Genomic DNA, 25,956 nt, shown 5'->3' on the forward strand with positions numbered 1-25,956 from the left:
CGGGCTGGGTGGGGCTGACCCACGACGCGATGCCGGCGGTCGATAGCCCAGATGAGCGCATCATCAGCTGGAGTGGATGCAATGGCCGCGGCCTGGCGTTATCGACCTTGATGGGCCGTACGCTGACGGACCGACTGCTGGGTAAAGACAGCCTGAGGCTGCCCTTTCCCACTTCTCGTCACTGGCACAAGGGCGGTGTCCTCGGGTGGTTGGCGCAAACGTTTATCGCCGTGGACCGCTGCAAACAACGTCGTCGTGCATTCGCTCTTGCCAACCGTCCAAATTTGCCGGGAGAACCCTCTTGAGCCACTGTCCTTTCCATTACCGTGAGCATCGTTGTACGGATCAGCGCCTGATCAATCGTTTTATCGATACGTTTCCATTGGCGCTGATTACGTCCCAGGCGGGTGGCAACTTTCACAGCAGCCATATCCCTTTATTACGCAATCCGGATGGCACCCTGTTTGGCCATGTGGATCGACGCAATCCCCAGTTCAGGGAGACTGCATCGCTCAAGTGCCACATCGCCTTTATCGGGCCGTCGAGTTACATCCCCCCAGAAGCCTACCGTGATGCGCAATTACCTACCTGGAACTACCTGGCGGTTCATATGCAGGCCGACATCGAGGCGATCGACAACGAAACCGAAAACCTCGACATTTTGACGCAAAGCGCACAACGGTTTGCCCCCGAGGGCTGCGAGTATCGCGTCAACCCCCAAGACCCGAGAGTCATACGGAACCTGCCGCACATCCTCGGCCTTGCCATACGGCCGGAAAGCATCGAAGGCCGCTTCAAGCTGTCTCAAGACAAACCACCGCAAGACCAGGCATCTGCCCTGGACTGGCTGATGGAACAGCACCGCGCCGCCCACAAACAACTCCTCGAGTTCTTCTCATCTCTTCACCCTTTGTGAGATCCCTATGCCAATCGTACGAATTGAAGACCCGATCAACCGATCCACAGCTACCCGACGCGAGGTCATCGAGACGACCTATCGCTGCCTGAAACGGGTCTTTGGGGTCAGCGATGAAGAACTACAAGCCCGTTACGAACACTATCGCAAGGAAGACTTTCGCGCTCCCGGTGATAAGCCGGAGTATCTACAGGTGAACATCACTGTGTTCAAAGGCCGTACGCTGGAGACCAAACGCAAACTCTATAAGGAACTGAGCAACGCGCTCGCGGAAATGCTGGCTATTGCACCTTCTTCGGTACTCATCCTGCTGGATGAGCACGATGCGGAAAATTGGGGAATGCAGGGCGGCATCCCCGCTAGCGAGATCGACTTTGGTTATGCGGTTAACGTGTGATGCACTTCACGCAATCGGCAGGATCATGGTAACCAACCCAGAAAGACGAACCATCTGTAATTGATGGGAACCAATACAACATACGTAATGAATGCAAGCGCAAGACTCAACCGTAACGCTGCCATGAAAGGGATTCTTCCCATTTCAATAGCGAGAACAATCGGAGAGGCTTGGTAAGGCAGGAGCGGTGTTGAAAACCCGATGACCTGAATCATCAGAACACTAAGTAACGGCAGTCCGGATGCGGTGGCTAACGATTGTGCCAAGGGAGTAAATAACGCTGGTACTCCGTTCGCTGTAACCACAAAATTTAGCAGCGTGGAAAGACCTACGATTGAGGTGTAGCTGCCGAACGGTGAGGCCGGATCCAACGGTGCGAGGGTAAGTACTTCATTACCAATTAATGTTCCAAGTCCGCTTTGTCCTACAAGTGCGGCGAGTCCGAGGATTGCTGCGACATAGACTGCCGTCCGATGGTTTACCTCTTGACCAAACTCTTCACTGGATACAAAGCCGACTCGTGGAAGGAGGCATACACAAGCTGCCACGAGACCGACCCATGCAGGGGAAATGCCGTGTAAGGAGTCGGTAAGCCAGAGTCCCAGAGTCATCAAAAGAAGGATACCCAACCTCTTTTCCTTAGGACTCAAAGGGCGAGCAGGTTCCACCTCTATGCTTTTTCCCGCTTTATCTGGAAACAACCAGACGATACATGCACATAGTGCAAGCCCCTTCAGAATGCCAAGTACGGGTGCATGCAATATCAGATAAGGCAGATAGGATAACTGCAACCCGTACGTCGTATCGATAGCCCCCGCCATGACAAGATTTGGAACATTCGCCGGCAGAATGGATGCCGAAAGCTGGAAGGTTCCAAAGCCGACAGCAAGTGAAAGACCAATACGCCCTGGACTTTTCTCCCTGAAACCCACTCGATCAGCAAGCGCCAGGACAATCGGCATCAGTAGCGCAATACGCCCCATATTGGAAGGCATAACAAAAGCGAGCACGTAAGTGAGGCCGACAATTCCAAAGACCATTTTTGGGTATGATCTGGAAAGATGAACCGCGAGCACCTTCGCACATCGAGAAGCCAATCCTGTCTTGCGGATAGCGATTCCAATGACATAGCCGCTGATAACGAGCCAGAATGCGGCGGAGGTAAACCCAGAAAAGATCAAGGAAGCGGGAGCGACATGGAGAATCATCGCGAACGCGAAGAACATAAGTGCAGTCAAGTATTCAGGAAGTCTACGTGTTGCCCATAGTGCGATTGTCACAGTTACCAAACCGGCCACTGTTATGAGTTGAACATCCATATCACTTTCCTATGTTCCGCGGACTCGGTTTACATCTTGAGTTTTCTCCGCTCCTGAGGTCCGACTTCATAGCTGGGTTTATAACAAGTCCAAGGCAAGATACCGGCTGGTCCGAACGATTTTTTCGCGCTCCTCGAAACTCGTCAATTGAGCTGCCATGGCGCTGCTATCCCCTGAGCGTTTGATTTCAGACAGAACGACTTGCATCGCGTGTATTGCAGCGCGCTGCATATCTGAAGGAATAATGACGAGCTGGTAGCCAAGAGAGGACAGCTCTTCAATGGGCATTAAGGGAGTCTTGCCACCGTAGAACATATTCATCAGTTTTGGCCCTGGGATGCGTCGGGCAATCGCGCGAATTTGATCCAGTGTCTCCGGGGCTTCTACGAAAATCATGTCTGCACCTGCCTTCACATACTGCTCGGCTCGGCTTAACGCAGACTCAAAACCTTCTGTCGCAATTGCATCGGTACGGGCAATAATCATGCAGTCCTGATCGATCAGCGTATGGCGTGCAATCCGAATTTTTAGGCACATCTCGCTTACATCTATTAATTTTTTGTCGTCCAGATGGCCGCAGCGCTTGGGAAACGATTGATCCTCAAGGTGGAAAGCGGCGACACCGGCACGCTCAAGAGCTCGAACCGTGCGCTGAACATTGGCTGATCCCCCAAATCCCGTGTCGGCGTCTGCGATCACTGGCAGGTCACTTGCTTCGACAATTTTCTCGATCCGCTCCAGTACTTCGCAGAAACTCAATAGACCGATGTCCGGATATCCAGAAGCACGCGCAATCGCACCGCCGCTGGCGTAGACCGCGTCGAAACCCGCCATAGCAACTAGTCGAGCGGATATACCGTCATAAGCGCCTGGTGCTATCACAGGAGAACCTGAGGATAGTTTTTCACGCAATTGTCGAGTTGGTTTCATATGAAGTTCTCCTAATTCTCGGACCGTAAACGTTCTGACCGAACCACTGGCGGTATTTTTGGTGCAGAAGAAGCATGGCGGCAGACAAATAAAATGTCTAATATTTAGAAAATACAAGATTGATATCTTTGGAGTCCTAATTGGAACTCAGGCATCTACGTTATTTCGTCGTTACGGCCCAAGCGGAGAACTTCACACGAGCAGCCGAACAACTTGGGATCGCCCAACCCCCGCTTGGACAGCAAATACGTGATTTGGAGGATGAAATTGGTACGCCGCTTTTCCATCGGGTAGGACGCGGCGTCATACTCAGTGATGCTGGCAGGGTATTCCTGGTCTCGGCACAAGATATTCTTGCGCGTGCCGAGGACGCCCAAAAAAATGCGCGGCGCGCCGCACGAGGAGAGGTCGGCTCGTTGAACCTGGGATTCACCGAATCCGCTTCGTTCAACGATACCGTCACCGGTTTGATCAGCCGTTATCAGCGACAGCACCCCAAGGTGGAGGTAAACCTTGAGGAGAACGATAGCGAATCGCTTATTTCCAGGCTCAGCCGTGGAGAAATTGACGCTGCGTTCGTCAGGCCTCCGTTTGCTATGGGCGGCGATATTGACTTCATCACCTTATCCGAAGAACCACTTATTGTTGTCCTGCCTGACGGCCACCCATTAATGTCACGCAAGCGTCTGTCGCTTGCTGATTTACGGCAGGAGAACTTCATCCTGTATTCACGCAAATCCGGTTATGGGCTGAGTGCGGATATCGTGACCGCTTGCCGGCAATCCGGGTTCAATCCGACCATCCGTCAGCAGGCACCCCAACTATCTTCCGCTGTAAACCTGGTATCTGCCGGGATGGGTATTGCGGTGGTACCCGCATCGATGCAGCGAATTCAACGCGCTGACCTGCACTACAGAGCACTTCGGCTTGATTGGCCGAAGGCGATACTTGGATTGGCCACGCGAAAGGCGAATCAGTCAGCAGTAGTCAAAGACCTGATTAGTTCGACGAGAATCGAAACTCCGTAGTTGATCCTCCAGATACAGACCATATTGTGGCGAGGGGGCTTGCCCCCGTTCGGCGGCGCAGCCGTCGTAATACGGAAAAAACGCATCCGCTCATACTGGGAGCGCTTCGCACTCCAGCGGGAGCAAGCTCCCTCGCCACAGGTTCCGTGATTAATCCTGCGGATCGAGGTTATCCAGCACCCGGTTCACCGCCAACTCGGCCAGCATGATGATCTGTGCAATCGCCAGAGCCGTGTTGCGCTGGCTACCTTCCAGGAATGCAGCAAAGTCATTGGTCATGACACTCGCCGAGGCCAACGATTCGCAGGCGTGCGCCAACAGAGTTTCGTTATTGATGCCGGGTGAGATGGAGAACATTGGGCTGGGATTGCGTGGGGGGTTCGGCGTGGGTTTGAACATGGTGATGCTCCTAGAGTGATGGAGCTGCCACGTCTCGCTGCGATACGAAGGGTGGCAGCTGTACGCGGGTCGCAGACCGGGACTCTAGAACCCGGTAGACCCTGAGGTCTCCCACGCACAGCCGCCATAACGTGATTGATCACGAACGGTGGACGCTATGCGTCTAGAGTTACCCGGGCTGCGAAACCCGATCGCTGAATTTGCAGCGACACGGAACGATAGAGTCCGGATACCAGGCGCACAAGCCGGCGGATTCTGGCGCAGTTGTAGGCAATGGAGCAAGAAACCGTAGCCTGCGGAAACCTGATGAAACCCCTTTCCTACAGACCACTCCTACAATTACACCTACGCCTTTCGCGATGGAGTAGCTCAAATGGAACACACATTGAAGATTCTCGGCAAAGCCTCGTCCATCAACGTCAGAAAAGTCCTGTGGACCTGTGAGGAGCTGGGCATAACCTACGAACGGGAGGACTGGGGCAGTGGCTTCGCGTCCACCCACAGCCCCGAGTTCCTGCGCTTCAATCCCAACGCGCAGGTGCCGGTGATCATCGATGAAGCCGGGGTGTTATGGGAGTCCAATACCATTTGCCGCTACCTGGTCGGTAAACACCACCACCATCACACCGACCTGCTACCCACCGATCCGGCCGCCCGCGCCCGGGTGGAGCAGTGGATGGATTGGCAAGCCACCGAGCTCAATCCGTCCTGGAGATATCCGTTCATGGCACTGGTGCGCAAGGACCCGGAATTCCAGGACCCGCATAGCCTTGAAGTCGGCATCCGCGCCTGGAACCAGAAAATGAGCATCCTCGAACATCAACTCGCGACCACCAAGGCGTATGTCGCCGGACCACACTTTACCCTGGCCGACGTTGTCATCGGCTTGTCGGTCAACCGCTGGCTGATGACCCCGATCGACCGGCCTGACTATCCCGCCGTCGATGAGTATTTCAAACGCCTGGCGCAACACCCCGGTTTCCTGAAGCATTGCTGCAATGGCTTGCCTTGAGTGGCCGCAGGTTGCCGCCGGCCACACAATGAAAAAGGGTCCCTCTACCGGGTAATGCTGTTCACTTAAGCGAATGTGGTCCTCTGTAGGAGCGAGCTTGCTCGCGATGGTCGTTAACGATAACGCGTATTTACTGGCTAAACGCGGCGTTCTTGAGTCCATCGCGAGCAAGCTCGCTCCTACAACTTCCTTAACTGAACAGCATTACCCTCTACCGGGACCCTTTTTCATTTGCCGTGGTTTCTTGTAGGAGCGAGCCTGCTCGCGATGGACTCAAGAACGCCGCGTTTAGCCAGTAAATACGCGTTATCGTTAACGACCATCGCGAGCAGGCTCGCTCCTACAGTTGCCCTGCTTAGTTCAGTTGCAACGTCGAATTGAACTGACTGATCGCATCCACCACATGCCGCGAACCCTGCTGGATTTCCAGAATCACCTCCCCCGCCTCGTTCGCCAGTTCCACGCCGAGGCCGGTTCGGCTCAAGCTCGATTGCATGCTCGACACCGCACTGAGCGACAAATCGTGGTTCTTGCGCACCACCTCGACAATCTCCAGCGTCGCCTGACTGGTGCGTGCCGCGAGGCTGCGCACTTCATCGGCCACCACCGCAAAGCCGCGCCCGTGCTCACCGGCACGGGCCGCTTCGATCGCCGCGTTGAGCGCCAGCAGGTTGGTCTGATCGGCAATGCCGCGAATGGTCTGCACAATGGTGCCGATGATGTCGGACTGTTTGCTCACGGCATCGATGCTCAACGCCGCTTCGTTCAGGTCCCGGGAAATGTCCTGGATGATCTGCACCGTCTGCTGCACCACCTCGGAACCCTTGCGCGCGCAGACGTCGTTTTGCACCGATGTGCTGTGGGCCGACTCTGCGGCGGTTTGCAGGGTGGTCATTTGGTGAGTGATATCGCTGGCGAACTTGACCACTTTGTACAACCGCCCCTTGGCGTCGAACAACGGGTTGTAGGACGCTTCCAGGAATACTGTCTGACCCTGCTTGTTCCTGCGCTCGAAACGATGGGAGTGATATTCGCCACGGTTGAGCGAAGCCCAGAAATTCCGGTAACCCTGGGACTCGGCTTCGGCACGGTGGCAAAACAGGCTGTGATGCTGCCCCACCACTTCGTTGAGCGAGTACTGCATGGTTTTCAGGAAGTTCTCGTTGGCGCTGATGACCTTGCCTTCGGGCGTGAATTCGATCACGGCCATTGAACGGCCGATCGCGGCGAGCCTGCTTTCGTTTTCGTGTTCCTTGTTGATCCGTGCGGTGATGTCCGTGGCCACCTTGATCACGCTTTTCACCTGCCGGTCGGGGCCCAGCACCGGCATATAACTGGCTTCGAGCCAGATCTCCCGGCCACTCTTGTGCAAGCATTGAAAGGTCCCGCTCAGCGGCTCGCCCCGCGCCAGGTCACGCCATAACTTGGTGTACTCGTCGCTGCGGTAATACTGCTCTTCACAAAAGACCCGGTGATGCTTGCCGCGCACTTCGTCGGAGCTGTAGCCCATGGCATTGCAAAAACTTTCATTGGCATCGATGACGATACCGTCCGGGGTGAACTCAATCATCGCCATCGAACGGCTGATCGCCGCCAACTTGGCATTAGCCTCAGTCAGCGCACAGCTGAAGCGTTCGATTTCCAGCAGGTCAGCCTTGTGATGTAGGTTGAACATGGTTGTATCACCTTCAGCGCGGTTTTTTGATTGATGAAAGTTGCAGGTCTTTCACATCCACCACTGCGTTCCACGGAACAGGCACACGCATCCCTCCAAAAAGAAGGACTAGTCAGGTGATAAATGATGATCAATCGGAGGGTCCTTACAGCGACACGCTCATCAAGACATCCTTCTCTTGATAGCCCGCATGCGGGCCAGCCCTAACAGGTTCACAACAAATTCCATTTAGCGGACAACTCCCTGTCATCAAGTGTTGGTGCCTTCGATTGCGCACTCTTTCGCCAAGACATCGACCGCCCCATCACGACCGATATAGTTAGTTACACCTGATCATAGACAGGAACCTCGGGCTTGCAAGGCCACTAGTAGGCCATCATTGAGGACAAAATCGGTTCAGCGGTTTACCGGGGAGAGGGGTTTGCGTCCATCGAGCATGTCCAGCAGCGCCTGCACCGCCGCCGACGGTGGTTTGTTCGCCGTGACCACCAAGGCAAACTCGCGGTCGATCCGCGGCAGCACAGGCACCACGCGCAAACCCTGCCGATTACCTGGCAGCGTCATTTCCGGCACCAGGCTCACGCCGATGTTTTCCCGCACCAGGGTGAACGCACTGCTCCACTCGCGGACCTCGACGCGCACATCCTGCAGTTGCAGCCCCGCATCGGCTGCCAGGCTTCGCGCATTGGTCGAACATCCGCCCGTGGCCAGTACAAAGGGTTGCGCCACCAACTCTTCGAGGGTGACGCCTTCGTCATGGGTGCGCCGCGCCAGCGGATGGCCCCCGGGCAACACCGCCATCCAGGCATCGCGTCCCAAAGGGCTGGCCTTGCGCTCGGTAGACGGATTGAGCACCACGCCGACATCCACCAGGCCCGCGCCGAGCAGGGTTTCCACTTCGTCATCGCTGACTTCCAGGGCGACCACCTCGATGCCGGGGTAAAGCCGGTTGAATTGGCGCAGCAACGGCGGCAGAAAAGTCGCCAGCACCATGGGGAAACTGGCCAGGCGAATCGTCCCGCGTTCAACGCCTTTGGCGGCCTCGACGGTGCTGCGAATGGCTTGCAGCGCGGCGAGCATGATCCGCGCCTGCTCGATGACCGGCAGGCCGATGGCGGTCGGCAACGTCTGGCGATTCTCCCGGCTGAATAACTGTACGCCCAGGGTTTCCTCGATCAAGGCCAAGGCCTGACTGGCGCCCGACTGGGTCATTCCGACCCGCTCGGCGGCGCGGGTGATGTTGCCGGTGTCCGCCACGGCCACCACCATTCGCCAGTGCATCAGGTTCATCATGGCAGTAGCTTTCCTTATGGCAGATTTCTGAAAGATTAATTTTACCGAGGCCGCAGCGCACTATGACACTGGCGTAAATCCACAACCAGAGCCCGCCCCATGAAGCTGTATTACGCCCCTCAAGCCTGCTCGCTGGCGCCGCATATCGTATTGCGCGAACTGGAACTGACCTTCGAATTGATCCGCGTCGATAACATCAGCAAAACCACCGCCGACGGCGACGACTTTCTCGCCATCAACCCCAAGGGTTACGTCGCTGCCCTGCAACTGGATAACGGCGAAGTGCTGACCGAAGGCCCGGCGATCCTGCAATACCTGGCGGATCTACATCCAGACGCAAAACTGGCCGCAGCCCAGGGGACATTTGAGCGGGTGCGATTGCAGGAATGCCTGAACTTCATCTCGACGGAGATTCATGGCGGGCTCGGTTGGCTGTTCAACAGTCGATTTCCGGATGAAGTGAAAGCGCTGATCAAGGAGAAACTGTTCAAGCGTTTTGCCGTGTTGAACCAGACGCTGGAGCGGCAGGATTATTTGATGGCGGGCGGGTTCAGCGTTGCTGATGCGTACTTGTTTACGGTGCTGCGCTGGGCTCGGTTATTTGAGATTGATTTGAATGGGTGGCCGGCGTTGGCAAGGTTTCAAGCCAGGGTGGATCAACGGCCGGCGGTGAAAGCGGCGTTGGCCGCAGAGTTGGCGTAAGACTTGAGATCAATCGCGAGCAGGCTCGCTCCTACAGGGGATCCTGGTTGACCACGGGTTTTGTGGGCAATACAGACCTAATGTGGGAGCGAGCTTGCTCCGGGCAGCGTTCCGACGATGGCTGTAGTCCAGACAACACAAAACTACAAACTGGCACTCACCCTGGTAGCCACCTCACCCGGAACCCAGCCCTTCCACACCTGCGGCTGTTCACGCAAAAACGCTTCGGCGACGTCCCGGGGTTTCTGTCGTTTTTCACTCATCTGGCCCAGGGTCTGGTTCAACAGATCAATCGGCAGGTCGACCTTTTCAAAGAACGTCACCAGGTCCGGGTATTGCGCTTTGAACGGTGCCGACACGCCGATGGCCAGGCTGGCCGGCATCGAGCGCGTGCCTTTGGGGTTGGGGTTGTTGGCGTCGGCCAGGGTTTTCCAGGCTTCGGCGTCGAACGACGGTTCGTCGAGTTTCACCAGTTTGAAACGCCCCAGCAGCGGTGTCGGCGACCAGTAGTAGAACAGCACCGGTTTGCCACGGCGGATCGACGATGCCACCTCGGCATCCAGTGCGGCACCGGACCCCGTGCGGAAATTGACATAGCTGGCGGTCAGGTCATAAGCCTTGAGTTTCTGGCTGTTAACGATTTCCGAGGTCCAGCCGGTGGGGCTGTTGAGGAAGCGTCCGCGGCTCGGGTCTTCAGGGTCGCGGAACACGTCCTTGTATTTCGCCAGGTCGGCAACGGATTTCAGCTCTGGGGCCAAGGGCTTGATGCCGCGCTCGGGATCGCCCTTGATCACGTACTCCGGCACCCACCAACCTTCAGTGGCGCCCTTGACCGTATCGCCAAGGCCGAACACCTTGCCCTCCGCCGCAGCCTTGACCCAGGCAGGGCTGCGTCCGGCCCACTCTTCACCGATGACCTGGATATCATTTTTCGCCAGCGCCGCTTCAAGACTGACGGTACTGCCCGGCAGTGTGTCGGTCGGGTAGCCGTAACCTTTTTCAACGATCAGGCGCAGGATTTCGGTGATGAGGCTGCCGCTTTCCCAGGTGATGTCGCCAAAGTGGATAGGCGCCGCTTTTTCCGTGGCCGATGCCGGGTGGGACAACAGGCTCAGGGCCAGCAACGAACTGCCGAGCAGGGTTTTGATCGATCTCATGCGGACCTCTTGTTCTGGAGGGGACGGTTCAGGGATTGGTTGGCGCTGTGCCGGTCGCACAGGGCTTGGGAACGGGACATGTAATCGCTGACTGAACGCAGGGAGATGCCCAGCGTGGCGGCAATTTGTGGATAGGTCAGGCCGTCGACCCGCGACAGCAGGAAGGTAGAGCGGACTTTGCCGGGCAGCCGCTGAAGACTGCGATCCACACGGGTCAGGGTCTGGGACAACTGAGCCAGTGCCTCCGGCGATTCGGCGTGGATCGGCTCGGCCTGTTGCAGTTGCTGAAGGTACTGGCGCTCCAGGTCACCTCGACGCCAACGCTGATAGAGCAGGCGCCGGGCGATGGTGGTGAGCAAGGCACGGGGCTCACGGATTGCCGTCAGGCCAGGGGCCTGGAGCAGTTGCACGAAGGTTTCGCCGGCAATGTCTTCGACAGCGGCGGCATCGTTCAGGGACTGACGCAGGCGTGTGCAGAGCCAGTGGTAGTGGGCGCGGAACAATCCGTCCACGTATTGACGATGAAGAATATCGGCGCCGGACATAGGGGCTCCTGGGTTAGGGGTCGCTGAATGTCCGGTGGTCCGGTGAGGCGAATCCTAGCAAGGAGCCTTATTCATTAATAATACTTAAAACTTATTTTTATATTCTTTTATTGAATTAAAAAATTATTTGCGCCTGACAGTCCGTCATCGCGAGCAAGCTCGCTCCTACAGGTTTTGGTGTACCTGGACCCAACATTCAAACCTTATCGCAAGTCCCCATACCCCAAGATCTCGGCTTCACGCTGATAGTCGAGCACAACCTGATAGTCGCTTTCGTCGGCGGGCAGTACCTCTGGCAATCCGAGGGTTTCGGCAACTTCCGGCAGCTCGCGCAGCGCCAGGTTCATCACCCGCAGGAGTTCTTCAGCCAGCTCATCGCTGATCGTCGTGGCGGTAATGAACGGTAAGGCAGGACTGAGCGCACTGCGGGCAATCACTCGCAAACCGGCCACTTCCTCTGGGGCATGACGCGCCAGATAGGCAAAGGTCACGCTGTCGATGGCCGCCAGATCGGCAAGGTCTTCGCGCAACCAGCGCAGGCTTTCGCGATGGCTGCCGCTGATTCCGACCCGGGCAAAAAACCGGCCGTCACGTTGCAGCGGCGCCAACCGGTGGCGCAGCAGGTTCATGCCGCTGTTGGAGTCCAGGCCATTGATCACGCCTCGGCTGCCGCGAAAATCCGCCAGGGTTCGCCGTGCATCATCAATCTGTCCCAGGATCAGACTGCAATGATTGCCGCCGCTGCTGTCCGGCAGCTCATAACGAGGCCGTCCCAGCACCCGGACCTTGCCGCGCAATGCCGTCATCAGCGGATAGCCGCAGGTTTGTGTCAGCAGCAAGTGCGGCGACAACCACATCTGCATCAGGGACAGGCCATCGGTATCGAGGCGGGTGTCGCCAAGATGCTCAAGGATTCGCGCCAGCCAGCGTTCGTTGGCCTGGTAGATGGGGTCGGGGGCGGTGTACATCAGCAGTTCGGCGATGTGTTGGGTCATCATCGTATCTCCATACAACGAAGTTCCCTGTGGGATTGGAGGTGATCCATGTTTCAGTAAAACGGATGCCTCGGGCTGTCGATGGCCTTCACTCCATTTTCACGCCACAACCGCCCATAACCTTGCACCAGAAACCCACCACTACGCGCCACCCATTGCTCGCGGCGGGCCCTGTAGGCGTGGGGCAAGTCATACCAGGGCAACCCCGGCAACTCGTGATGCACCAGATGAAAATTGAGGTTCAGGAACAGCCAGCGCCACGGCCACGCCGCTTCATTGAGCACAGTGCGCTGCTCCGGCGCGGCATGAGGCCGATGCTCATAGTAGGAGCGAATCATGGCGATCGACAGCGCCGGCACACTGATCAAAAACAGGTAATGCCAAACCGGCAACACACTGAAGTTCGCGATGAACAGCAGCATCAACCCGGTCATCAAACCGTGACTCAACCACATCAACCAGGCCTGTCGCTCGCCTGCTCTGAGGCGTTGCAGTTCTTCACGGGCCAGCGCCAGCAAGGCCAGCGGTGCACCCAGGGCAAAGCGGCCGAGCACGGTTTTGTTCAGCCAGTGCAGGCTGCGCCCCAGAGGTGAACTGCCCTGCCACTGCCCGGCACTCAGGTAACGGCTTTCCGGATCGCGACCGGGGATCGTCAGGTCCTCGTCGCGGTGATGCAGCAAATGGCTATCGCGGTACAAGGTGTACGGATACCAGACGGCAAACGGCGCGTAGCCAAGGATTTTGTTCAGGGTTGGCCAGCGCGTGGGATGGCCGTGCAACAGTTCGTGTTGCACGGACAACCACAGCACCAGCAATGGAATCAGCAACAGCGTGTTCCACCACAGACCCAATCGATGGCTGTTCAACATGACGCCAAACCAGGCGCCATACACACCGATTAACAGCAGCCAGGTCGGCCACTCGGTGCGCGCGGTGAAGCGTCGGCGCAGAGTTTCGATTTCTGCCTGGTGGGCGCTATCAAAGTAATGGGGCATGGCGTTGCTCAGATCTGGGACCAGTCCCCTTCTGTGCAATGGCCTTGGGAAATCCTGCAGATTATTTTCAGGAGGATCGCTCCCACGTTGCATGGGAGCGATCAATCAATGCGGCATCAGTGACCGAACACGCCGACTTTCTTGGCTTTCTTGTCCGCGCGCTTTTCAATGGCGGTTTTCGCTGGTTTCTTTTTCGCCGCTTTCTTTGAATCCATACCTTTGGACATGATGCGTACTCCACTCATGGGGATGTGAGATCAGGTATACACCTATCCCGGCGCGCGCGTTCTTTTATAATCGCCCGCTTTGCATACCGACAGCCAAAGACCATGCCCGACACCCAATACGCCCTGCTCGACGAACCATTATGGCCATTGATGAACAAGTTCTATCGCGCTCACCAATCGTCGATGAAAGCCGTGCGCGACGCGCAGCTGTGGGTGGCCCGGCGTGAGCAGATTGTTGCCGTGCTGTGTTTGCGTCCGGTGTCCGGTGGGCATTGGCTGACCGGCTTGCTGGTCGATCCGGCCTGTCGCGAGCAGGGGCTTGCCGCCGGATTGATTGCGGCCGCGGTGAAGGATTGCGAACAGCCGGTGTGGTTGTTCTGTCATCCGGATTTGCGGGGGTTTTATGAGCGACGCGGGTTTACTTTTGATCCGCCAATGCCTTACGCGATGGTTGAGCGATTGAGCCGTTATGCGCGCAGCAAGCCAATGATTGCGATGGGGTTGGCGCCCTAAATCTGGAGCGAGCCTGCTCGCGATGGCGGTGTTTCAGTCACCATCAATGCTGACTGTTAGACCGCTTTCGCGAGCAGGCTCGCTCCTACAGGTTTTGCGGCGGCTTTAGTCGTCCGCGTTGGGGTCCAGGTCCGGGAACATCACCTCGGTGAAGCCAAACTTGCTGAAGTCGGTAATGCGCGACGGGTACAGGCGGCCGATCAGGTGATCACACTCATGCTGCACCACCCGTGCATGAAACCCCGAAGCAAAACGCACGATAGGCTCGCCCTTGGGGTCGACGCCTTCGTAGCGAATCTGCTGGTAACGCTGCACCGCGCCACGCAGGCCAGGCACGGACAAACAGCCTTCGAAGCCCTCTTCCAGGATCGGGCTCAGCGGTGTGATCAACGGGTTGATCAGGATCGTCTGCGGCACGGCCTCGGCATCCGGATATCGCTCGCTGTGCTCGAAACCGAAGATCACCAGTTGCAGGTCGACGCCGATTTGCGGAGCGGCCAGGCCAACGCCCCCCACGCTTTCCATGGTCTGGAACATGTCATCGATCAGTTGCCACAGCTCGGGGCTGTCGAACATTTCGACCGACACTGGCGAGGCAATGCGCAGCAGGCGCTCATCGCCCATTTTCAGAATTTCACGAATCATGATCAGGTTTCATCAATGGTCGGTTTGTGTGAATGATCGCGGCCCAGGCCTGAAACGTGGTGTTTTTCCTCATGGACGGGACCATGCTCGCCAGCCACTTTTTCGCCAGGGTCTTTGCCCTCTCGTGACATGTGCTCGATCACGGCATTCATTTCCGCGCCCAGCAGCAGTACCGCGGCGGAAATGTAGAAGTACAGCAACAGCACGATGATCGCACCGATACTGCCATACATGGCGTTGTAGTTGGCGAACTCCTTGACGTACAAGCCGAAGCCCAGGGACGCGATGATCCATACCACCACCGCCAGCACCGAGCCTGGGGTGATGAAGCGGAATTCCTGTTTGACGTCGGGCATGACGTAGTAGATCAACGCCACCGCGACCATCATCAAAATCACGATCACCGGCCAGCGCGCGATGGTCCAGAGGGTGACGATGAAGTACTCAAGGCCGACCTGTGCAGCGATCCAGCTCATCACCTGCGGCCCGAGCACCATCAGTGCCGCGGCGATCAGCAGCATGCCGGCAATGCCGACGGTGTAGATGATCGACAACGGAAAGCGTTTCCACAGCGGGCGCCCTTCTACCACGTCATAGGCAGCGTTCATCGCGCTCATCATCAGCCGCACGCCGGCGGAGGCAGTGTACAGCGCAATCACGATACCCACTGACAGCAATCCCCCCTTGGACTGCTGAAGCTGGTCGATCACCGGGTTGACCTGCTCCAGCGCCTGGGGCGGCAATACGAGTTCCGATTGCAGGCGCAGCCAGGAGAAGAAGTCGGGCAGATGCAGGAAGCCGATCAGGGCGATCAGGAACAGAATGAACGGAAACAACGAAAAGAGCATTTGATAGGCCAGCGCCGAGGCATAGGTCGACATCTCGTCGGCCATGAATTCGGTGACCGTGCGCATCATCACACGGTGCAGGGGCAAGCCTCTCATGTCCGGGAAAATCATTCGCGTCTCCATTCGCCGCATACGGATTGGGTTGAAGTCGTGGCGACTCAGGGGCTGTTTTCTTTCATCAAGGTAGCCCAGTTGGCGACTTTGAAACAAATACAGCGTGCAAGTTCAGGCTGACACAAAAACGGCCATCTGAAGATGGCCGCGTCCTCTTTTCATTAAGACATTTCAATGCAGGAAAGTCGTTACACAAGGTTGACCGGGGGCTTTTGCAGGGAGTTTCATTTATTTCACCACGACATTTCATCGCCCAGTGCAGGTTGCGCTTTATGTTTGCGGGCCAACCCCTGAGAATGCGCATCACATTCAGGCCTTGGCGCTGAAGATCCAATCCCGTAGGAACGTTATGAAACTCGATAAAAAGCAGGCCATTGCCCGCAGAAACCAGGAACTCGGCGGTGCTGTGCTTGGCGTCAACAACTGCCACTTCGCCGAATTGAACCGTAACCGCAACATCTGGTGGTTCGATCTCCCGGTGACGCGCCTTGCCATCGGTCAGTACGAGTGGATTCACCTGCTGATGCACACGCCGGCCACCGACGAACTGCTGCACCTGAAAGTGCCGACCGTGTTCCTGCGCGAGAAGCTCGAAGGCCTGGTGGTGCGCAATGAAGGCAAGCGCAAGGCGGCATTGAGCCTGGAACTGAGCGCCGACAAGGACTCCTTCCTCCAGGACATGCGTCCGGCGGGCACCAACGTCAACTTCGCGCCGTTTCGCCAATAACCATCATTCCTGTAGGAGCGAGCCTGCTCGCGATGGACGTAAACGATAACGCGGGGGGCCTGGATGCCCGCGTTGTCTGTACTTTTTTCGCGAGCATGCTCGCTCCTACAGAGGATCGGTGTTGTCAGGCATCCAACAAAAAGCCCCGCATCGGCGGGGCTTTTTGCTGATTACGCGGTAGCTTTCTTCGCGTTGATCTTCTTCAGCTCTTCATCGCGCAATTCACGACGCAGGATCTTGCCGACGTTGGTGGTCGGCAGTGCATCGCGGAACTCCACGGAGCGCGGGACCTTGTAGCCGGTGACGTTGGCGCGCATGTGCTCCATCACCTGCTCCTTGGTCAGGTTCACGCCCGGCCTGGCAACGATGAAAATCTTGATCGCCTCGCCCGACTTCTCGTCCGGCACACCGATAGCCGCGCATTGCAGCACGCCCGGCAGGGTGGCCAGCACGTCTTCGAGTTCGTTCGGGTACACGTTGAAACCGGACACCAGGATCATGTCTTTCTTGCGATCGACAATACGCATGTAGCCATCGGGCTGGATCAACGCGATGTCACCGGTCTTCAACCAGCCTTCGCTGTCGAGGATTTCATCCGTGGCTTCCTGGCGCTGCCAGTAACCCTTCATGACTTGCGGACCTTTAACACACAGCTCGCCGATTTCGCCCATCGGTTGTTCGACACCGGCATCGTTGATGACTTTGCACAGGGTCGACGGAACCGGAATGCCGATGGTGCCGATCTGGATGTTCTGGATCGGGTTCACCGTCGCCACCGGGCTGGTTTCGGTCATGCCGTAGCCTTCGCAGATGGCGCAACCGGTCACCGCTTTCCAGCGTTCGGCCGCAGCCAGTTGCAGGGCCATACCGCCCGACAAGGTGACTTTCAGCGCGGAGAAATCCAGCTTGCGGAAGCCTTCGTTGTTGCACAAGGCCACGAACAGCGTGTTCAGGCCGACGAAACCGCTGAACTTCCACTTCGACAGTTCCTTGACCATCGCCGGCAAGTCGCGCGGGTTGCTGATCAGGATGTTGTGGTTGCCGATCAGCATCATCGCCATGCAATGAAAGGTGAAGGCATAGATGTGGTACAGCGGCAGCGGGGTGATCAGGATCTCGCAACCTTCATTGAGGTTGGAACCCATCAGCGCCTTGCACTGCAGCATGTTCGCCACCAGGTTGCGGTGGGTCAGCATCGCGCCCTTGGCCACGCCGGTGGTGCCACCGGTGTATTGCAGTACCGCGACATCGCCACTGGCCGGACTGGCTTCCGCCACTGGCTGGCCCAGGCCTTTGCTCAGCACGTCATTGAACTTGACGGCCTTGGGCAAGTGATAGGCCGGAACCATTTTCTTCACGTACTTGATGACGCTGTTGATCAGCAGACGCTTGAGCGGCGGCAGCAGGTCGGCGACTTCGGTGACGATCACGTGCTTGACGCCGGTTTTCGGCACCACGGTTTGGGCCAGGTGCGCCATGTTGGCCAGGCAGACCAGGGCCTTGGCACCGGAGTCGTTGAATTGGTGTTCCATTTCCCGCGCGGTGTAGAGCGGGTTGGTGTTGACCACGATCAGCCCGGCGCGGATGGCACCGAAGACGGCTACCGGGTACTGCAACACGTTGGGCAGTTGCACGGCGATTCGATCGCCAGGCTGCAAATCGGTATGCTGTTGCAGGTAAGCGGCAAACGCACCGGACAATTCGTACAGTTCACCGTAGGTGAGTGTCTTGCCCAGGTTGCTGAATGCCGGCTTGTTGGCGAAGCGTTGGCAGGATTGCTTCAACACTGCCTGAATATTCGGATACTCGTCTGGATTGATGTCGGCAGCAATCCCAGCTGGGTACTTATCCTTCCAAAAGTCTTCGATCATGGAAGCCCACTCCTCAGCAACGCGAATTCAGCACCGCATTTGATGCGATTATTATTGGTGTTTGGTCATTGGTGAATCTGGCTGATAGAAGGCCGAGAAGTCACAAAGCGCGCCGAGAGTAGCAGCTTTGCCAAGGGTCGACCAGAGCCAAAAGCGGCCTCTACGGTCACAATTGTGACTCAAGACTTGCAAGCGGTCATTTTAGAGCAAAAAACCTATAAAGCCCTGTAACCCGCGAAAACCGGGCCTTTAGCTTAAACGTGTAGGAGCGAGCTTGCTCGCGAAAAACGTCCTGGCAACGCGATCATTCAGACAGCGCGCGTTATCGTTGACGTCCATCGCGAGCGAGCTCGCTCCTACAGGGATCAGCCATTCACCCATCAGGCAATATCACGCAACTCCCGCCGCAAAATCTTGCCCACCGGCGTCATCGGCAGCGACTCCCGTAGCACGATGTGCTTCGGTACTTTGTACGCCGTGAAGTTCTCCTTGCAGTAAGCCTTCAGCTCTTCAAGGCTGACCCCTGCTTCACGGGCCACCACGAACAACTTCACCGCCTCCCCCGACCGCTCGTCAGGCACACCGATGACCGCACAGTTGGCGACGTTCGGGTGAGCCATCACCACATCTTCGATCTCGTTGGGGTACACGTTGAAACCCGAGACAATGATCATGTCCTTCTTGCGGTCAACGATGCGCACGAAACCGTCCGGGTCGATCACCGCGATGTCACCGGACTTGAACCAACCCTCGGCATCCAGCACTTCGGCCGTGGCCTCGGGTTTCTGCCAATAACCCTTCATGATCTGCGGGCCCTTGATACACAGTTCGCCACGCTCACCCAGCGGTTGCTCGACACCGTCATCGCTGATGACTTTCAGCGTGGTGCCCGGCACCGGCAGGCCGACCGTGCCGATCCGCGACTGGTCGCCATAGGGGTTGGTGCAGGCCACCGGCGATGTTTCGGTCAGGCCATAACCTTCGGTGATGCGGCAACCGGTCAGTTGTTCCCAACGCTCGGCGGTGGCCTTGACCAGCGCAGTGCCGCCGGAGTTGGTGAGCTTGAGGCTGGAGAAGTCCAGGGTCTTGAAGTCCGGGTGATCCATCAGCGCGACGAACAGCGTGTTGAGCCCCAGCAGCGCCGAGAACCGCCAGTTCTTCAGTTCCTTGATGAAGCCGGCGATGTCCCGTGGATTGGTGATCAGCACGTTGTGGTTGCCCGTCACCATCATGCACATGCAGTTCGCCGTGAAGGCATAGATGTGGTACAGCGGCAGCGGCGCGATCATCACCTCCTGCCCTTCGCGCAACAACGGTTGCCCATCGCTGCCGAACTGTCCCAGGCAGGCCCGTGCCTGTTGCATGTTCGCCACCAGGTTGCCGTGGGTCAGCATCGCGCCCTTGGCCAGGCCCGTGGTGCCACCGGTGTATTGCAGCACAGCGATGTCGTCGAGGCCGACCTTCAGCGGCTTGATACCCAGGCCACGGCCCATGCGCAGTGCGCTCTTGAAGGAAACGGCCTGCGGCAAGGAATAGTCCGGGACCATCTTCTTGACCTTGCTCACCACCGTGTTGACCAGCCACCCCTTGGCCGTGGGCATCAGGTCGCCCATCTTCGCTTCGATCAGGTACTGAATATCGGTGTCGGGCAGCACTTCCTGGACTTTCTGGCCGAACATGTTCAGATACACCAGCGCCCGGGCACCGGAGTCCTTGAACTGGTGACGCATTTCCCGCGCGGTGTACAGCGGGTTGGTGTTGACCACGATCAACCCGGCGCGCAAGGCACCGAACACGGCAATCGGGTAATGCAGGACGTTGGGCATCTGCACCGCGATGCGGTCACCCGGCACCAGGTCGGTGTGGGCTTGCAGGTAGCCGGCGAAGGCAGCGCTCTGGCGTTCCAGTTCGGCGTAGGTCAGGGTCACGCCCATGTTACTGAACGCAGGGCGGTCAGCAAACTTCTTGCAGGAACGCTCGAACACCTCGATTACCGACTTGTAGGCTCCCAGATCGATATCCAGGGGGACGCCAGCCGGGCGTTTGTCATTCCAGAAATCAGGTTGCATTGTTCTTGTCCTCTTTACCTGAATCTATCCGGGGCCACTTTTCTGTCACTTTTCAAAAAAAATGCAAAAAGCGGAGCTTCACGGACACTAGCAGTTATGACGTAGCAGGCAAATATGCCCACGGCCGTCATTGACCGTATGAATCTACTCGCCGTGGCGTAGGCTGATCAGACGCCCAGCCAAGGATGCGCTATAAACTGCAACGAGCTGTTTCAGACAAAGCAGCCTCATGCAAAGGAACCGCCATGATCCATGACACTTTCTGGCTGACCACGAGCGACCACAGCCGCCTCTTCGTCAACCAGTGGCTTCCCGACGGCAGCCTCAAGGCAATGATTCTGCTGGCCCACGGCATGGCCGAACACAGCGGCCGCTATGGCCCCCTGGCGGAAAAACTCTGTGTTCAGGGCTATGGCGTATGCGCACCAGACCTGCGTGGACATGGCAAAACTGCCGAAAACGGGACACTCGGGCATTTCGCCGATGACGATGGCTGGTGCAAGGTCGTGAGCGACCTGGCCAGCCTCAACCAGCACATCGGCCAGCAGTATCCGGGCGTGCCGATCGTGCTGCTCGGTCACAGCATGGGCAGTTACATCGCCCAGGGCTATCTGCTGCACCACAGTGCCAGCCTGCACGGGGCCATCCTCAGCGGCTCGAACTTCCAGCCCGTGGCGCTTTATCGCGCGGCACGGCAAATCGCCCGTCTCGAACGCCTGCGCCAGGGCCGCAAGGGACGCAGCGCCTTGATCGAATGGCTGTCGTTCGGCTCGTTCAACAACAAATTCAAACCGGCACGCACACCGTTCGACTGGCTCAGCCGTGATCCGGCGCAGGTCGATCTGTACGTCAACGACCCGCTCTGCGGTTTCCGTTGCACCAATCAACTGTGGATCGATTTGCTCGGCGGCTTGCAGCAAATCAGCAAAGCGTCCAATCTCGCCCAGATCGACCCGGGCCTGCCGCTGCTGGTGATTGGCGGCGAATGTGATCCGGTGAGCGAAGGCAAACGTCTCAAGGATCTGGCCGACGCGCTGCGAGCGGCCGGAAACCAGCACCTGCAACTGACCGTTTACCCGCAGGCGCGGCACGAACTGTTCAATGAGAGCAACCGCGATGAAATCATCGCCGATGTGCTGAACTGGATCGCACAGGCCTTGAGCGCTCCTCGGCCGCACCGGTCCGAATAGTTTTTTGTGAATTTTTTAATTCGTCACAGGAATTGATACAGATGACCCAGGTTACCAACACCCCTTACGAAGCCCTCGAAGTCGGCCAGACCGCCAGTTTCAGCAAGACAGTCGAAGAGCGCGACATCCAGTTGTTCGCTGCGATGTCCGGCGATCACAACCCGGTACACCTGGATGCCGAATACGCCGCCAGCACCATGTTCAAGGAGCGCATCGCCCACGGCATGTTCAGCGGCGCATTGATCAGCGCGGCGGTCGCCTGCGAATTGCCTGGCCCGGGGACCATCTACATCGGCCAGCAAATGAGCTTTCAGAAACCGGTGAAAATCGGCGATACCCTGACCGTGCGTCTGGAAATTCTGGAAAAACTGCCGAAGTTTCGCGTGCGCATCGCCACTCGCGTGTTCAACCAGCGCGATGAACTGGTAGTGGATGGCGAGGCGGAAATCCTCGCGCCACGCAAGCAACAGAGCGTGACCTTGACGGAACTGCCGGCCATCAGCATCGGCTGATTGACGGGTCAAAAACAAACAATGTGGGAGCGAGCTTGCTCGCGAAGGCGTCAGATCAGTCAACATCACTGTTGAATGTCAGGCCCTCATCGCGAGCAAGCTCGCTCCCACAGTTGTTTCAAGCAGGCGTTACGAACGTGCACGCGCCTGGTTACGCAAGGCTTTTACCTGATCGTGATTGCGTTGCACGCCGTGGTACTGACGCTCCACCAGATCGCGAATGCCCACCAGGTTGTGCTTGTTGATTTTCTCCATGGCGTCGCGGTAAGCCTTCAACGCATGGTCCTCACCGCGCTCGGCTTCATTGAGTACAGCTTCCTCGCCCTTGCCGGTGAACATCGACTTCACGTCGACCCAACGACGGTGCATGTCACCGCCGATACTGGTGGAGGTTTCCGGATCGCCCCCCATCGAACGCACGGCAGACTGCAGTTCCGCTGCGGCCGTCCCACAATCGGTCGATCGCTTGATGAACAGGGTTTTGAGTTCAGGGTGCCTGATGTCTTCAGCGCAAGTCTTGAATCCGGCCTGACCGTCCTTGCTGGTTTCAATCAGGTCGTTGAGTACAGAAATGGCTTCTTTATTCACGTCGGTCATTTCTCAATTCCTCGCGGTTGATGAAAGATGCAATGAGTAGTGCACCCTGCATGCCAGCCGGGAACTTCTTACTTATTCCTTATTTTTCAAGTAGTTACTCATTACAAGAAAATCTGTATCCGTTTTATTTGCATGATCTGTCATTTGGCCTGCATGCAGAATGCCTGTATTTTCCAGACTGACTGAATCAAGACGACCGATTGATGAACCCTGAAAAGCTCGAACTGCTGATCACCCGCGAAATGCCCTTCGGCAAGTACAAGGGGCGAATCATTGCCGACTTGCCCGGCCCTTACCTGAACTGGTTCGCCCGGGAGGGTTTCCCCCATGGCGAGTTAGGCGGCCTGCTGGCCCTGATGCAGGAAATCGATCACAACGGTTTATCGGACTTGCTCGAACCGCTGCGCGCCAAACACGGCAAACCGGCCCCGCGCCACTGAATCACCTACCGAGTACCCCATGCCCGACAACACCCGCCGCGCCCGTGATGAAGCCTTCTGGCAAACCTTTGCCGACCGCTACGATGTCGAACCCGGCCCGCTCAATCTGGAGAACGGTTATTTCGGACGCATGTCGCGCACGGTGATCGAGGAATACCAGCGCAACATCGAGCTGATCAACCGCAGCAATTCGGTGTACGTGCGTCAGCGTTTCGAACAGGGCGACAGCCTGAAGATCCGCGCGCAACTGGCCAGATTGATTGGCGTGCCCGCCGACAGCATCGCCCTGACCCGTAACGCCTCGGAGGGTTTGCAGTCGCTGATCCGCAACTATAACCGGCTGCAGCCCGGCGATCAGGTACTGGTTTGCGATCTGGAGTACGACACGGTCAAAGGCGCCATGCGCTGGCTGGCGCGTAATCGTGGTGTCGAAGTGATAGAGATCGAACACGCACACCCGGCAACCTTCGACAGCCTGCTCAATACCTATCGGGAAGCCTTCGCGCGGTATCCGCGGCTCAAGCTGATGGCCCTGACCCACGTCACCCATCGCACGGGGCTGGTGATGCCGGCGCAGGCGATTGCAGCGGCTGCGAAGGAGCATGGCATCGACGTCATCCTCGACGGCGCCCATGCCCTCGGCCAGCTTGAGTTCGACCTGACTGATCCTGGTATCGCATTCGCTGGCTATAACCTGCACAAGTGGATCGGCGCACCGCTGACGCTCGGCTTTATCTACATCGCCCCCGAACGCCTGACCGACATCGATCCGGACATGGGCGAAATGCATTTCCCGCCCACTGACATTCGCGCCCGTACCTCGTACAGCACCCCCAACATCCCGGCGCTGCTGACCCTGCCGCTGGTGCTTGAAGAACATTGGGCGATGGGCGGGGCCTCAGCCAAGGGCGCGCGGCTCAATTATCTGCGCAACCGCTGGGTCGGTGCGGCGCGGCAGTTGCCGGGGGTCGAAGTCCTGACCCCGGATGACCCGCGCCTGTATTGCGGCATCACCTCGATGCGCTTTACCCGGCATGCCGACCAGCAACTCATGGTCCAGCGCCTGCTCAATGAATACAACCTGTTCACCGTAACCCGCAATGGCGCGGCATGCGGTCCGTGCATCCGCATTACACCGGGGCTGACCACCACGGCGGCTGACATGGATGTGCTGGCCAGGGCACTGACCGAGCTGGGCTGAGTTCAGACGGTGTACTTGTCAAAGTCCTCGGGCCTGATCTGTGTCGACACGGCGAACGTGTCGATGCCGATGGTCATCTGCCCGAAGTAGCCGTCTTCAGCCGAATCCCGCCCCAGGGTGTGCACGCTCAAGGTCGATTCTTCACCGCCCATGGTTGTATAGAAAAAGTCCTGGTCGTTGGTCAGGACCGGCACGGTTCGGCCGCTATAGGCTCGGCTACCGAGCACCGAACGTGAGGCCACCTCCGGCAGGTAAAGCTGCCCGACCCAGGCGACATGCCGTTCTTGCAGATAGTTGTTGCCGGACGTGATACGCACGGCGACGTGAATATGCAAGGCGCGGCCGGCGTAAAAACCCGGATAGATCGTGGTGAAGCGCACGATGCCCGACTTGTCGGTGAATTGCCCGCCGCGCAGGTAGGTATCGTCATCGGTGCGCGGGACGGCACCAATGTCACCGGTATCGACCTCGACGTCCGGGTTGATCTTGCTCCAGCCCGAATAGGCACCGCGGGCATTGCAGTGCCAGATGTCCACCAGCGCATCGGGGACCGGCTCGCCGGTCATGGCGTCGACAATGGTCAGTCGCAGCACCAACGGAACGCCTTCGGCGCCTTCGCTGATGTTTCTGCGGATCAGTTTGGGGTTGCGGAAATACGGGCCGGCAATCTGTTCGGGGGACAGCAGGCAAACCGGTGCCGCGGGTGCATCTGGGGTGGTAGCGTCCATGACGTTCTCTCTTCCATAAGATGAACGCAGGCTAGCACCAGTCGATTTTCGTTATGCGGTAACTATGTATCGCATGATGTCCCTGCCCTTGCCCCTGTGGGAGCGAGCTTGCTCGCTCCCACAGGGGATAAGCGCCGAGCCGGCAATCCGGGCACGACTCTTTCTTTCAGGCAAAAAAAAACGGTGCACCGACCAAGCGCACCGTAAAGCCGTAGAACACACAACGAGGTGTAGGGTGAAGCGATCAGTCCAGCAGCGCCAAAGCCTCGGCGGTGCATTCCTGAATGCGGGCCCAGTCGCCGTTCTTGATCCACTCCGGATCAAGCATCCAGCTACCGCCCACGCACATGACGTTTTTCAATGCCATGTAGCTCTTGATATTGGCTGGTCCCACGCCGCCGGTCGGGCAAAATTTCACTTCGCCGAACGGACCGCCCAAAGCCTTGATGGCCGCAACGCCGCCGCTGACCTCGGCCGGGAACAGCTTGAAGCGGCGATAGCCCAGGCCGTAGCCTTCCATGATGCCCGAGGCATTGCTGATGCCCGGCAACAGGGGGATCGGGCTGGCGACGCTGGCTTCCAGCAGGTCGCGGGTGATACCCGGGGTGACGATGAATTGCGAGCCGGCCGCTTCGGCCGCCGCCAGCATGTGGCGATCGAGCACGGTGCCGGCACCGGTCACCAGTTCCGGACGCTGCTCACGCAGAATCTGGATGGCCTTGAGGCCGAACTGCGAACGCAGGGTCACTTCCAGGGCCGTCAGGCCACCGGCCGCGAGGGCGTCGGCCAGGGGCAGAACGTCTTGCTCGCGGGCGATGGTGATCACCGGCAGAATCCGCGCTTTCGCGCAAATGCCGTCGATCAGGGCAACTTTGTCCGCCATGGAAACGGTCGGGGATGGGTTTGTCATA

General features: G+C 57.8%; 27 protein-coding genes and 2 pseudogenes. 12 read left to right on the forward strand and 17 right to left on the reverse strand.

Going from position 1 to position 25,956, the window contains the following annotated elements; translation table 11 throughout:
• The 3 genes and pseudogenes from BSF44_RS30510 to BSF44_RS06005 form a co-directional block, all read left to right on the forward strand.
• Window positions 1-305 (forward strand): annotated as a pseudogene (locus BSF44_RS30510) (hypothetical protein); the annotation flags it as partial.
• On the forward strand, window positions 302-916 hold the full coding sequence (locus tag BSF44_RS06000; RefSeq protein ID WP_172435309.1) for an FMN-binding negative transcriptional regulator: 615 nt from the start codon (window positions 302-304) through the stop codon (window positions 914-916). The pseudogene BSF44_RS30510 and the gene BSF44_RS06000, both read left to right, overlap by 4 nt.
• Before the next feature lie 7 nt (window positions 917-923).
• Window positions 924-1,313, forward strand: a complete 390-nt coding sequence (locus BSF44_RS06005; protein WP_095942716.1) for a tautomerase family protein — start codon at window positions 924-926, stop codon at window positions 1,311-1,313.
• A gap of 23 nt (window positions 1,314-1,336) precedes the next feature.
• On the opposite strand, the gene BSF44_RS06010 is transcribed toward BSF44_RS06005, so the two are convergent.
• The gene (locus tag BSF44_RS06010; protein WP_095942717.1) at window positions 1,337-2,632 is read right to left on the reverse strand and encodes an SLC13 family permease; all 1,296 of its coding nucleotides are present in this window, start codon (window positions 2,630-2,632) and stop codon (window positions 1,337-1,339) included.
• A gap of 78 nt (window positions 2,633-2,710) precedes the next feature.
• Complete coding sequence (locus tag BSF44_RS06015; RefSeq protein ID WP_095942718.1) at window positions 2,711-3,562, reverse strand: oxaloacetate decarboxylase; 852 nt, start codon at window positions 3,560-3,562, stop codon at window positions 2,711-2,713.
• A 140-nt stretch (window positions 3,563-3,702) separates the two neighbouring features.
• On the opposite strand from BSF44_RS06015, the gene BSF44_RS06020 reads away from it, so the two are divergent.
• On the forward strand, window positions 3,703-4,590 hold the full coding sequence (locus tag BSF44_RS06020; RefSeq protein WP_095942719.1) for a LysR family transcriptional regulator: 888 nt from the start codon (window positions 3,703-3,705) through the stop codon (window positions 4,588-4,590).
• 150 nt (window positions 4,591-4,740) lie between these two features.
• Here BSF44_RS06020 and BSF44_RS06025 read toward each other — a convergent pair whose 3' ends face one another.
• On the reverse strand, window positions 4,741-4,989 hold the full coding sequence (locus tag BSF44_RS06025; protein WP_095942720.1) for a DUF6124 family protein: 249 nt from the start codon (window positions 4,987-4,989) through the stop codon (window positions 4,741-4,743).
• A 373-nt stretch (window positions 4,990-5,362) separates the two neighbouring features.
• Between BSF44_RS06025 and BSF44_RS06030 the strand changes: the two genes are divergently transcribed.
• On the forward strand, window positions 5,363-6,001 hold the full coding sequence (locus BSF44_RS06030; RefSeq protein WP_095942721.1) for a glutathione S-transferase family protein: 639 nt from the start codon (window positions 5,363-5,365) through the stop codon (window positions 5,999-6,001).
• A gap of 355 nt (window positions 6,002-6,356) precedes the next feature.
• Here BSF44_RS06030 and BSF44_RS31040 read toward each other — a convergent pair whose 3' ends face one another.
• The 3 genes and pseudogenes from BSF44_RS31040 to BSF44_RS06045 all read right to left on the reverse strand — a co-directional run bounded on the left by BSF44_RS31040 (window position 6,357) and on the right by BSF44_RS06045 (window position 8,969).
• Window positions 6,357-6,896 (reverse strand): methyl-accepting chemotaxis protein, encoded by a 540-nt coding sequence (locus BSF44_RS31040; protein WP_227698141.1) that lies wholly within the window; start codon window positions 6,894-6,896, stop codon window positions 6,357-6,359.
• Between the two features lie 6 nt (window positions 6,897-6,902).
• Window positions 6,903-7,676: pseudogene (locus BSF44_RS31045) on the reverse strand (PAS domain-containing protein); the annotation flags it as partial.
• Window positions 7,677-8,072: 396 nt separating this feature from the next.
• Entirely contained in the window at window positions 8,073-8,969 is an 897-nt protein-coding gene (locus BSF44_RS06045; RefSeq protein WP_095942723.1) for a LysR family transcriptional regulator, read from the reverse strand.
• Between the two features lie 99 nt (window positions 8,970-9,068).
• Here BSF44_RS06045 and gstA point away from each other — a divergent pair, with 99 nt between their 5' ends.
• Window positions 9,069-9,671: a glutathione transferase GstA gene (gene gstA / locus BSF44_RS06050; protein ID WP_095942724.1), complete on the forward strand. Its 603-nt coding sequence runs from the start codon at window positions 9,069-9,071 to the stop codon at window positions 9,669-9,671.
• 143 nt (window positions 9,672-9,814) lie between these two features.
• Here the strand turns inward: gstA and BSF44_RS06055 are convergent, their stop codons facing one another.
• The 4 genes from BSF44_RS06055 to BSF44_RS06070 all read right to left on the reverse strand — a co-directional run bounded on the left by BSF44_RS06055 (window position 9,815) and on the right by BSF44_RS06070 (window position 13,363).
• Window positions 9,815-10,828 (reverse strand): ABC transporter substrate-binding protein, encoded by a 1,014-nt coding sequence (locus tag BSF44_RS06055; RefSeq protein WP_095942725.1) that lies wholly within the window; start codon window positions 10,826-10,828, stop codon window positions 9,815-9,817.
• The gene (locus tag BSF44_RS06060; RefSeq protein WP_095942726.1) at window positions 10,825-11,373 is read right to left on the reverse strand and encodes a sigma-70 family RNA polymerase sigma factor; all 549 of its coding nucleotides are present in this window, start codon (window positions 11,371-11,373) and stop codon (window positions 10,825-10,827) included. The genes BSF44_RS06055 and BSF44_RS06060 overlap by 4 nt, the downstream gene beginning before the upstream one ends.
• A 203-nt stretch (window positions 11,374-11,576) precedes the next feature.
• Window positions 11,577-12,368 carry a phosphate/phosphite/phosphonate ABC transporter substrate-binding protein gene (locus BSF44_RS06065; RefSeq protein WP_095942825.1) on the reverse strand — a complete coding sequence of 264 codons (792 nt, stop codon included), beginning with the start codon at window positions 12,366-12,368 and terminating at the stop codon, window positions 11,577-11,579.
• Between the two features lie 53 nt (window positions 12,369-12,421).
• The gene (locus BSF44_RS06070; protein WP_095942727.1) at window positions 12,422-13,363 is read right to left on the reverse strand and encodes a fatty acid desaturase; all 942 of its coding nucleotides are present in this window, start codon (window positions 13,361-13,363) and stop codon (window positions 12,422-12,424) included.
• A gap of 329 nt (window positions 13,364-13,692) precedes the next feature.
• On the opposite strand from BSF44_RS06070, the gene BSF44_RS06075 reads away from it, so the two are divergent.
• Entirely contained in the window at window positions 13,693-14,103 is a 411-nt protein-coding gene (locus tag BSF44_RS06075; protein ID WP_095942728.1) for a GNAT family N-acetyltransferase, read from the forward strand.
• Between the two features lie 105 nt (window positions 14,104-14,208).
• On the opposite strand, the gene def is transcribed toward BSF44_RS06075, so the two are convergent.
• Window positions 14,209-14,748: a peptide deformylase gene (gene def / locus BSF44_RS06080; RefSeq protein WP_095942729.1), complete on the reverse strand. Its 540-nt coding sequence runs from the start codon at window positions 14,746-14,748 to the stop codon at window positions 14,209-14,211.
• Between the two features lie 2 nt (window positions 14,749-14,750).
• On the reverse strand, window positions 14,751-15,707 hold the full coding sequence (locus tag BSF44_RS06085; protein ID WP_095942730.1) for a YihY/virulence factor BrkB family protein: 957 nt from the start codon (window positions 15,705-15,707) through the stop codon (window positions 14,751-14,753).
• A 352-nt stretch (window positions 15,708-16,059) separates the two neighbouring features.
• Here BSF44_RS06085 and BSF44_RS06090 point away from each other — a divergent pair, with 352 nt between their 5' ends.
• Window positions 16,060-16,437 carry a hypothetical protein gene (locus BSF44_RS06090; RefSeq protein ID WP_008054262.1) on the forward strand — a complete coding sequence of 126 codons (378 nt, stop codon included), beginning with the start codon at window positions 16,060-16,062 and terminating at the stop codon, window positions 16,435-16,437.
• Between the two features lie 170 nt (window positions 16,438-16,607).
• Here the strand turns inward: BSF44_RS06090 and fadD1 are convergent, their stop codons facing one another.
• Window positions 16,608-18,308 (reverse strand): long-chain-fatty-acid--CoA ligase FadD1, encoded by a 1,701-nt coding sequence (gene fadD1 / locus BSF44_RS06095; protein ID WP_095942731.1) that lies wholly within the window; start codon window positions 18,306-18,308, stop codon window positions 16,608-16,610.
• 380 nt (window positions 18,309-18,688) lie between these two features.
• Window positions 18,689-20,377, reverse strand: coding sequence for a long-chain-fatty-acid--CoA ligase FadD2 (gene fadD2, locus BSF44_RS06100; protein WP_095942732.1), 1,689 nt, complete (start codon window positions 20,375-20,377; stop codon window positions 18,689-18,691).
• 245 nt (window positions 20,378-20,622) lie between these two features.
• Between fadD2 and BSF44_RS06105 the strand changes: the two genes are divergently transcribed.
• Window positions 20,623-21,567 (forward strand): alpha/beta hydrolase, encoded by a 945-nt coding sequence (locus tag BSF44_RS06105; protein WP_095942733.1) that lies wholly within the window; start codon window positions 20,623-20,625, stop codon window positions 21,565-21,567.
• Between the two features lie 41 nt (window positions 21,568-21,608).
• Entirely contained in the window at window positions 21,609-22,079 is a 471-nt protein-coding gene (locus tag BSF44_RS06110) for a MaoC family dehydratase (protein WP_007974451.1), read from the forward strand.
• Between the two features lie 129 nt (window positions 22,080-22,208).
• Here the strand turns inward: BSF44_RS06110 and BSF44_RS06115 are convergent, their stop codons facing one another.
• On the reverse strand, window positions 22,209-22,676 hold the full coding sequence (locus tag BSF44_RS06115) for a PA2169 family four-helix-bundle protein (protein WP_095942734.1): 468 nt from the start codon (window positions 22,674-22,676) through the stop codon (window positions 22,209-22,211).
• Between the two features lie 203 nt (window positions 22,677-22,879).
• On the opposite strand from BSF44_RS06115, the gene BSF44_RS06120 reads away from it, so the two are divergent.
• Both BSF44_RS06120 and BSF44_RS06125 read left to right on the forward strand, forming a co-directional pair.
• Window positions 22,880-23,116 (forward strand): DUF3820 family protein, encoded by a 237-nt coding sequence (locus BSF44_RS06120; RefSeq protein WP_003227425.1) that lies wholly within the window; start codon window positions 22,880-22,882, stop codon window positions 23,114-23,116.
• 19 nt (window positions 23,117-23,135) lie between these two features.
• Window positions 23,136-24,317 carry an aminotransferase class V-fold PLP-dependent enzyme gene (locus BSF44_RS06125; RefSeq protein ID WP_095942735.1) on the forward strand — a complete coding sequence of 394 codons (1,182 nt, stop codon included), beginning with the start codon at window positions 23,136-23,138 and terminating at the stop codon, window positions 24,315-24,317.
• Window positions 24,318-24,319: 2 nt separating this feature from the next.
• Here the strand turns inward: BSF44_RS06125 and BSF44_RS06130 are convergent, their stop codons facing one another.
• Both BSF44_RS06130 and BSF44_RS06135 read right to left on the reverse strand, forming a co-directional pair.
• Complete coding sequence (locus BSF44_RS06130) at window positions 24,320-25,045, reverse strand: intradiol ring-cleavage dioxygenase (RefSeq protein WP_095942736.1); 726 nt, start codon at window positions 25,043-25,045, stop codon at window positions 24,320-24,322.
• Between the two features lie 244 nt (window positions 25,046-25,289).
• On the reverse strand, window positions 25,290-25,955 hold the full coding sequence (locus BSF44_RS06135) for a bifunctional 4-hydroxy-2-oxoglutarate aldolase/2-dehydro-3-deoxy-phosphogluconate aldolase (RefSeq protein ID WP_095942737.1): 666 nt from the start codon (window positions 25,953-25,955) through the stop codon (window positions 25,290-25,292).
• Window position 25,956: the final 1 nt, after the last annotated feature.

This window comes from Pseudomonas sp. ACN8, assembly GCF_002303925.1.
Taxonomy (GTDB): domain Bacteria; phylum Pseudomonadota; class Gammaproteobacteria; order Pseudomonadales; family Pseudomonadaceae; genus Aquipseudomonas.

What these genes read in the sequence shown, in the direction of transcription:
- BSF44_RS06005 (WP_095942716.1), top strand. Translation starts at nt 924, where the DNA reads ATGCCAATCGTACGAATTGAAGACCCGATCAACCGATCCACAGCTACC.
- BSF44_RS06010 (WP_095942717.1), bottom strand. Translation starts at nt 2,632, where the DNA reads ATGGATGTTCAACTCATAACAGTGGCCGGTTTGGTAACTGTGACAATC.
- BSF44_RS06015 (WP_095942718.1), bottom strand. Translation starts at nt 3,562, where the DNA reads ATGAAACCAACTCGACAATTGCGTGAAAAACTATCCTCAGGTTCTCCT.
- BSF44_RS06025 (WP_095942720.1), bottom strand. Translation starts at nt 4,989, where the DNA reads ATGTTCAAACCCACGCCGAACCCCCCACGCAATCCCAGCCCAATGTTC.
- BSF44_RS06030 (WP_095942721.1), top strand. Translation starts at nt 5,363, where the DNA reads ATGGAACACACATTGAAGATTCTCGGCAAAGCCTCGTCCATCAACGTC.
- BSF44_RS31040 (WP_227698141.1), bottom strand. Translation starts at nt 6,896, where the DNA reads ATGACCACCCTGCAAACCGCCGCAGAGTCGGCCCACAGCACATCGGTG.
- BSF44_RS06045 (WP_095942723.1), bottom strand. Translation starts at nt 8,969, where the DNA reads ATGATGAACCTGATGCACTGGCGAATGGTGGTGGCCGTGGCGGACACC.
- gstA (WP_095942724.1), top strand. Translation starts at nt 9,069, where the DNA reads ATGAAGCTGTATTACGCCCCTCAAGCCTGCTCGCTGGCGCCGCATATC.
- BSF44_RS06055 (WP_095942725.1), bottom strand. Translation starts at nt 10,828, where the DNA reads ATGAGATCGATCAAAACCCTGCTCGGCAGTTCGTTGCTGGCCCTGAGC.
- BSF44_RS06060 (WP_095942726.1), bottom strand. Translation starts at nt 11,373, where the DNA reads ATGTCCGGCGCCGATATTCTTCATCGTCAATACGTGGACGGATTGTTC.
- BSF44_RS06065 (WP_095942825.1), bottom strand. Translation starts at nt 12,368, where the DNA reads ATGACCCAACACATCGCCGAACTGCTGATGTACACCGCCCCCGACCCC.
- BSF44_RS06070 (WP_095942727.1), bottom strand. Translation starts at nt 13,363, where the DNA reads ATGCCCCATTACTTTGATAGCGCCCACCAGGCAGAAATCGAAACTCTG.
- BSF44_RS06075 (WP_095942728.1), top strand. Translation starts at nt 13,693, where the DNA reads ATGCCCGACACCCAATACGCCCTGCTCGACGAACCATTATGGCCATTG.
- def (WP_095942729.1), bottom strand. Translation starts at nt 14,748, where the DNA reads ATGATTCGTGAAATTCTGAAAATGGGCGATGAGCGCCTGCTGCGCATT.
- BSF44_RS06085 (WP_095942730.1), bottom strand. Translation starts at nt 15,707, where the DNA reads ATGATTTTCCCGGACATGAGAGGCTTGCCCCTGCACCGTGTGATGATG.
- BSF44_RS06090 (WP_008054262.1), top strand. Translation starts at nt 16,060, where the DNA reads ATGAAACTCGATAAAAAGCAGGCCATTGCCCGCAGAAACCAGGAACTC.
- fadD1 (WP_095942731.1), bottom strand. Translation starts at nt 18,308, where the DNA reads ATGATCGAAGACTTTTGGAAGGATAAGTACCCAGCTGGGATTGCTGCC.
- fadD2 (WP_095942732.1), bottom strand. Translation starts at nt 20,377, where the DNA reads ATGCAACCTGATTTCTGGAATGACAAACGCCCGGCTGGCGTCCCCCTG.
- BSF44_RS06105 (WP_095942733.1), top strand. Translation starts at nt 20,623, where the DNA reads ATGATCCATGACACTTTCTGGCTGACCACGAGCGACCACAGCCGCCTC.
- BSF44_RS06110 (WP_007974451.1), top strand. Translation starts at nt 21,609, where the DNA reads ATGACCCAGGTTACCAACACCCCTTACGAAGCCCTCGAAGTCGGCCAG.
- BSF44_RS06115 (WP_095942734.1), bottom strand. Translation starts at nt 22,676, where the DNA reads ATGACCGACGTGAATAAAGAAGCCATTTCTGTACTCAACGACCTGATT.
- BSF44_RS06120 (WP_003227425.1), top strand. Translation starts at nt 22,880, where the DNA reads ATGAACCCTGAAAAGCTCGAACTGCTGATCACCCGCGAAATGCCCTTC.
- BSF44_RS06125 (WP_095942735.1), top strand. Translation starts at nt 23,136, where the DNA reads ATGCCCGACAACACCCGCCGCGCCCGTGATGAAGCCTTCTGGCAAACC.
- BSF44_RS06130 (WP_095942736.1), bottom strand. Translation starts at nt 25,045, where the DNA reads ATGGACGCTACCACCCCAGATGCACCCGCGGCACCGGTTTGCCTGCTG.
- BSF44_RS06135 (WP_095942737.1), bottom strand. Translation starts at nt 25,955, where the DNA reads ATGACAAACCCATCCCCGACCGTTTCCATGGCGGACAAAGTTGCCCTG.